Origin of the sequence: Flexivirga sp. (assembly GCF_035551235.1) — a bacterium.
Taxonomy (GTDB): domain Bacteria; phylum Actinomycetota; class Actinomycetes; order Actinomycetales; family Dermatophilaceae; genus Flexivirga.
The window spans coordinates 43,119-49,902 of record NZ_DASZNO010000012.1; the positions used below are offsets into that span (position 1 = coordinate 43,119).

Annotated in this window: 5 protein-coding genes; 1 reads left to right on the forward strand and 4 read right to left on the reverse strand. The window is 69.2% G+C overall.

Going from position 1 to position 6,784, the window contains the following annotated elements; translation table 11 throughout:
* Window positions 1–8: 8 nt before the first annotated feature.
* From rlmN to pyrH, 4 genes are all read right to left on the reverse strand, one after another.
* Entirely contained in the window at window positions 9–1,172 is a 1,164-nt protein-coding gene (rlmN, locus tag VG502_RS02460) for a dual-specificity RNA methyltransferase RlmN (RefSeq protein ID WP_325548357.1), read from the reverse strand.
* Between the two features lies 1 nt (window position 1,173).
* Complete coding sequence (locus VG502_RS02465; RefSeq protein ID WP_325548359.1) at window positions 1,174–2,070, reverse strand: phosphatidate cytidylyltransferase; 897 nt, start codon at window positions 2,068–2,070, stop codon at window positions 1,174–1,176.
* Window positions 2,071–2,092: 22 nt separating this feature from the next.
* The gene (frr, locus tag VG502_RS02470; RefSeq protein ID WP_325548361.1) at window positions 2,093–2,659 is read right to left on the reverse strand and encodes a ribosome recycling factor; all 567 of its coding nucleotides are present in this window, start codon (window positions 2,657–2,659) and stop codon (window positions 2,093–2,095) included.
* 79 nt (window positions 2,660–2,738) lie between these two features.
* Entirely contained in the window at window positions 2,739–3,470 is a 732-nt protein-coding gene (gene pyrH / locus VG502_RS02475; RefSeq protein ID WP_325548362.1) for a UMP kinase, read from the reverse strand.
* Between the two features lie 277 nt (window positions 3,471–3,747).
* Between pyrH and VG502_RS02480 the strand changes: the two genes are divergently transcribed.
* Window positions 3,748–6,759: an alpha-mannosidase gene (locus VG502_RS02480; RefSeq protein WP_325548364.1), complete on the forward strand. Its 3,012-nt coding sequence runs from the start codon at window positions 3,748–3,750 to the stop codon at window positions 6,757–6,759.
* Window positions 6,760–6,784: the final 25 nt, after the last annotated feature.

A 6,784-nucleotide genomic window follows, 5' to 3' on the forward strand; every position in this document is an offset into this window, starting at 1 on the left:
GACCTCGGTCAGGCGGTGGAGGCGGCAAGCTGGCCACACGCGCCGTCGATGTCCGACCCGCGGGTGTCCCGGATGGTGGTGGGTATGCCGTGCGCACGCAGCCGCTCGACGAACTGCTGCTCGACGCCCTTGCGGGAGGCGGTCCACTTCGAGCCCGGCGTCGGGTTGAGCGGGATGGGGTTGACGTGGACCCAGCCCTTGCCGCGGGCGCGCAGCTTCTGGCCGAGCAGGTCGGCGCGCCACGCGTGGTCGTTCATGTCCTTGATCAGCGCGTATTCGATGGACACGCGCCGCCCGGTCGTCTCGTAGTAGCGGTATGCCGCATCGAGCGCCTCGTCGACGGTCCAGCGCGTGTTGATCGGGACCAGCTCGTTGCGCAGCTCGTCGTCGGGTGCGTGCAGCGACAAGGCCAGCGTGACGGGGATGCCTTCGGCGGCCAGCTTGTCGATCGCCGGCACGAGGCCGACGGTCGACATCGTCAGGTGTCGGGCCGACATACCGAGACCGGCGGGTGCCGGGTCGACGAGCCGATGTATGGCGTTGATGGCCTGCCGGTAGTTGGCCAGCGCCTCCCCCATGCCCATGAAGACCACGTTGGAGACGCGCAGCGGCGTCTCCCGCGACTCGTCATCGCCACCCGCGACGGCACCTTCGCGCAACATCCGGGCGCCCGCGACGACCTGACCGACGATCTCGGCGGTCGTCAGGTTGCGGGTGAGGCCCTCCTGGCCGGTGGCGCAGAACGGGCAGTTCATGCCGCAGCCGGCCTGGCTGGAGATGCACATCGTCACGCGGCCGGGGTAGCGCATCAGCACCGACTCCACCAGGGCACCGTCGAACAGGCGCCATACCTGCTTGACGGTGCGCCCGTCGTCGGCGTTGAGCGATCGCACCGGCGTGAGCAGCTGGGGCAGCATCGCCTCGACCAGCTCGGCCCGGCCCGCGGCCGGCAGGTCGGTCATCTGAGCGGGATCGTCCACGAAGTGCTCGAAGTAGTGGGTCGACAGCTGCTTCGCGCGAAAGCCCTTGTGCCCCAAGGCTTCGACCGCTGCCTTGCGGCCCGCCTCGTCGAAGTCGGCGAGGTGCTGCGGGGGCTTGCCGCGGCGCGGGGCGGCGAAGGTCAGCTGGCCGGGGACCGGCTTCTTCGTCGAAGGAGTGGGCAGATCAGTCATGTCAGTGCACCGCCACCAATGGGGTCAGGATGGCCCAGGCGACGGGGACGACGACCAGCAGGGAGTCCAGCCGGTCCATCAGCCCGCCGTGTCCGGGGATCAGGTTGCTCATGTCCTTGATGCCGAGATCGCGCTTGATCATCGACTCGCACAGGTCGCCGACAGTGGCCGCGACCACCGCGAGCGCCCCGAGCAGTGCGCCGACCCACCAGCGGCCGTCCAGGAACACCACGACGCTGATGCTGCCGCCGAGAACACACGCCGTGACGGAGCCGGCGAAACCCTCCCAGGACTTCTTCGGCGAGACGCTGGGCGCCATCGGGTGCTTGCCGGCGATCACGCCGACGATGTAGCCGCCGATGTCGCTGCAGATGGTCACCAGGATGAAGACGACGATGCGCTGGGGGCCGTCGTCCGCCGCGAGCAGCAGCATGGCGAAACCGACGAGCGCGGGCACGTAGAGCGTCGCCAGCGCACCGCCGGTGATGTCCGTGAGCATCCCCTGGGCGCGGCCGAACGAGCGCCATACGACGATCAGCAGGACCGCGACGACGGCCGCGAAAGCCAGCGCGGGCGCACCCCAGAGGTAGGCGACGAGCGGCAGCGCCGCGGCCGAGGCGAGCGTCGGGATGGCGGGTGGGTGCAGGTCGCCGTGCCCCATCGCACGCAGCATCTCGATGCAGCCGATGACCGCCGCGGCCATCGCGACGGCGACGAAGAGTTCCTTGCGGACGAAGAGGCTGACCACCACGATGGCGCCGAGCAGCACACCGACCCCGATCGCGGCGTAGAGGTTACGGCCGGCGCGCGGGGTCGGGTTGTGGGCAGCGGGGGCGGCGTCCGTGGTGGGCTCCGTGCGCGCTTCCCGGGCTGCCCGGCGTGAAGGGGGCTCAGACATCTCTGCTGGTTGCGAGCGGACCTCAGACCTCGAGGAGCTCGGCCTCCTTGCCCTTGAGCAGTTCGTCGACGGCCTCGACGTGCTTCTTGGTGGTCGACTCCAGCTCCTTCTCGTGCCGGGAGCCCTCGTCCTCACCGATGTCGCCGCCCTTGACCGCGCGGTCGATGTCCTCCTTGGCCTTGCGGCGGATGTTGCGGATGGACACCTTCGCGTCCTCACCCTTGGTCCGGGCGAGCTTGATGTAGTCGCGGCGGCGCTCCTCGGTGAGCGCCGGCAGGATGACGCGGATGACGTTGCCGTCATTGCTGGGGTTGACGCCCAGGTCGCTCTCCCGCAGCGTCTTCTCGATCGCGGTCATCGCGCCCTTGTCGAACGGCTGGATGAGCACGGTGCGCGCTTCGGGCGTCTGGAAGGAGGCGAGCTGCTGCAGCGGGGTCGGCGCGCCGTAGTAGTCGACGGTCAGCTTGTTGAACATCGCAGCGTTCGCGCGACCGGTGCGAATGGCGGAGAAGTCCTCCTTGGCGACCTCGATCGCCTTCTCCATCTTCTCCTCGGCCTCGAGCAGGGTGTCGTCGATGCTGCCGTCCATGGTTGCTGACCTTCTTCTGCGGTGGAATGGGGTATGACGGTGAGTCTATGCGGGAGCGAACACGGCGCTGGGTGCCGTGTCAGGCACTCACCAGTGTGCCGATCTTCTCACCCTGCAGCGCCCGCGTGATGTTGCCCGCGCCCTGCATGCCGAAGACACGCATCGGCAGGTCGTTGTCCATGCAGAGGCTGAACGCCGCTGCGTCGACGATCCGCAGGTTCTTGGCCAGGGCTTCGGAGAAGGTGACCGCGTCGAGCTTGGTGGCCGTCGGGTCGACCTTGGGGTCGGCCGTGTAGACGCCGTCGACGCCGTTCTTGGCGATCAGCACCATGTCGCACCGGATCTCCAGGGCGCGCTGCGCGCTGACCGTGTCGGTGGAGAAGAACGGCATACCGGCGCCGGCGCCGAAGATGACGACACGGCCCTTCTCCAGGTGCCGCATGGCGCGACGCGGGATGTAGGGCTCGGCGACCTGGCCCATCGTGATGGCGGTCTGGACCCGGGTGTCGATGTCTTCCTTCTCCAGGAAGTCCTGCAGCGCAAGGCAGTTCATGACCGTGCCGAGCATGCCCATGTAGTCGGCGCGGGTGCGGTCCATGCCGCGCTGCTGCAACTCGGCACCGCGGAAGAAATTCCCTCCACCGACGACGATCGCGATCTGCACACCGTTGTTGGCCGCGGCGGCGATCTGTTCGGCGACCTCGCGGACGACGTCGGGGTCCAGGCCGATCTTGCCACCGCCGAAGACTTCCCCGGAAAGCTTGAGCAGGACCCGCTGCGGGGCTTCGGAGTGGACGGACAGGTCGGTCATCGGCGCAGCCTCCGTTAGATGCTGGAATCAGTCTTCTTCGGGCGACACACGCAAATGCGCAGCGGGCAGAAGAACCCGGTCGGGGCATTTGTGGCGGTCGATAGATCCTGCCACACACAGGGCCGTCCGCACGCATCCACCGGGTTCTTCGACGCGCTCAGCCGACGCATCACCGGCCGTGAAGTACGTTGGCAACGACCCTGTTCACACCGTCCGGCCGCACCGTCGGCCCACAGTCTGCCCACAGTCTGCCCACAGTCGTCAGGAGCTTCGTAACGTGCACGACCGTCGACGGCTGATCGAGGACCGCATCACCCGGGTGCTGACCGAACGGATCCGGCCGGCGGTCCATCGCCCGGTCGCTCCGTTGCAGGTCGAGGTGCGGCACGTCGGTGGCGGCCAGGGCGAGCCGGTGCCGCCGGTGGAGGCGATCGGCGCGTCATACGAACCAGGTGCGGTGGGTCAGCCGTGGGGGCCGGCGTGGGGCACCACCTGGTTCCACCTCACCGGCGCGGTGCCGCCCGCCGCCGACGACGGCCCGCACGAGGTCGTCATCGACCTCGGCTGGTCGCCGCACTCCCCCGGCTTCCAGGCCGAGGGCCTGGCCTACCGGCCGGACGGCAGCGTCGTGAAGGGCCTCAACCCGATGAACGGCTGGATCCCTGTCGAGCCGGGCACCGAGGTCGACCTGTATGTCGAGGCGGCCGCCAATCCCCTGGTGCTGCAACCGCATCCGTTCCTGCCGACCGGTCTCGGCGAGAAGGCGACCGCCGGTGACCGGCCGCTCTACCGGCTCGCGCGCGCCGAGATCTGCGTCCGGGACACGCAGGTCTGGGAGCTGGCCGCCGACCTCGACGTGCTCGACGGCCTGATGCGTGAGCTGCCCGCCGACGACGGCTGGCGCGCCGAGCTGTTGCTGGGGATCGAGCGTGCCCTGGATCGGCTCGACCTCGGTGATGTGTCCGCAACCGCGTCCGATGCCCGGGCGGAGCTGGCGGCGCTCCTCGCCCGCCGCGGCGCCGACACCGCGCACCGGGTCAGTGCGGTCGGGCACGCGCACATCGACTCGGCGTGGCTGTGGCCGGTGCGGGAGACCGTGCGCAAGGTCGCGCGAACGGTGGCGAACGTGACGCAGTTGCTGGACGACCATCCCGGCCTGATCTACGCCATGTCGAGTGCCCAGCAGTACGAATGGCTCGAGAAGCACCGGCCGGAGGTCTTCGAACGCCTGAAGCAGCACGTGGCGACCGGCCGTTTCGTCCCGACCGGCGGCATGTGGGTCGAGTCCGACACCAACATGGTCGGCGGTGAGGCGATGGCGCGGCAGTTCCTGCTCGGCCAGCGCTACTTCCGCGAGAAGTTCGGCGTCACCTGCCGGGAGGTGTGGTTGCCCGACTCGTTCGGCTACTCCGCCGCCCTGCCGCAGATCGTCCGCCAGGCCGGCTGCACGCACTTCCTGACCCAGAAGATCAGCTGGAACCAGCAGAACGTCTTCCCGCACCACACGTTCCGATGGGAGGGCATCGACGGCACGCGGGTCTTCACCCACTTCCCGCCGGTCGACACCTACACCGCCGAGCTGACCGGACGCGAACTTGCCCACGCCGCAAGCAATTTCCGCGACAAGGGCGCGACCAATCGCTCGCTCGTGCCGTTCGGGTATGGCGACGGCGGTGGCGGCCCCACCCGCGAGATGCTTCAGCGTGCGGCGCGTACCGCCGACCTGGCCGGCTCGCCGCGTGTGACGATCGAGTCCCCGGCGCAGTTCTTCGCCGCGGCCGAGGCCGACTATCCCGACGCGCCGGTCTGGGTCGGTGAGCTCTACCTGGAGCTGCATCGCGGCACCTACACCAGCCAGGCGCGCACCAAGGAGGGCAACCGGCGCTGCGAGCACCTGCTGCGCGAGGCCGAGTTGTGGGCGACGACAGCTGCGGTTCGCGGGCTCGCGGACTACCCCGCGGACCAACTGACCCGATTGTGGAAAGTCGTTCTGCTGCAACAGTTCCACGACATCCTGCCCGGCAGCTCCATCGCCTGGGTGCACCGCGAGGCGGCCGAGAACTACGCGGCAGTGGAAGCGGAGCTGGAGGAGCTGATCACGGCGCGGCTGCGTCTGCTGGCCGGGTCGGGCGATGCCGAGATTGCCGTGAACGCAACGCCTTTCGATGACGACTCGCTGCCTTCCCTGGGTGCTGGGCCGGTGGCTCCGGCTGGACCGGCAGTCGTCGTCGAGCGGCGCAACGGTGGTGTCCTGCTCACGAGCGAGGTGTTGCAGGTGACGCTGGATGGGCACGGTCTGGTCGTCTCGATGGTCGACCTGTCCAGCGGTCGGGACGTCATACCAACCGGTGAGCGGGCGAATCTGCTGCAACTGCACCAGGACTTCCCGAACAAGTGGGACGCCTGGGACCTGGATGAGTTCTACCGCAACACGGTTCGCGACCTCGACGACGTGGCGGACCTGCAGGTCGACGTCCGTGACGACGGCGCCGCGGTCGTCACCGTCACGCGCGGCTTCGGCGGGTCGAGCGCCATACAGACGATGACGCTACGGCCGGGTGCGCGGCAGCTGGACTGCGCGGTCGACGTCGACTGGCACGAGCGGGAGACGGTCCTGAAGGTGGCGCTGCCGATCGACGTGCATGCGACCGACGCGGCATACGAGACCCAGTTCGGTCACCTGCGCCGGCCGACCCACACCAACACCAGCTGGGATGCCGCACGCTTCGAGGTCTGCGCGCACCGGTTCGTGCACGTCGCGGAGCCGGGATTCGGTGTCGCCGTGGCCAATTCGGCCACCTACGGGCATGAGGTGACACGCCACGAGGCGTCCCGGGGCGGCACGTTCTCGACGGTGCGGTTGTCGCTGCTGCGAGCGCCGCGCTTCCCGGACCCGGAGACCGACCAGGGTCGGCATCACCGGCGTTATGCGCTGGTCGTCGCACCCGAGGTCACGGACGCGGTGCGCGCCGGATACCGGATCAACCTGCCGCACCGGCGGCTGACCGGGGCGCCGATCGAGCCGCTGCTGCAGGTCAGCGGCGGTGGCGCTGTGATCGAGGCCGTCAAGCTCGCCGAGGACGGCTCCGGTGACGTGATCGTGCGACTCTACGAGCCGGCCGGCGCGCGGACCCGCGTGACACTGGAGCCGACCTTCCCGGTCCGCGAGGTGACGCAGGTGGACCTCCTCGAGGACCCGATGGAGCCGGACGGACTGGAGGCCGCGGACGGCTCGATCACCCTGCGGCTCAGGCCCTTCCAGCTGGCAACCCTGCGCTTGCGCAGGTAGGAGAAGCGGGTGGCCGGCGATATCG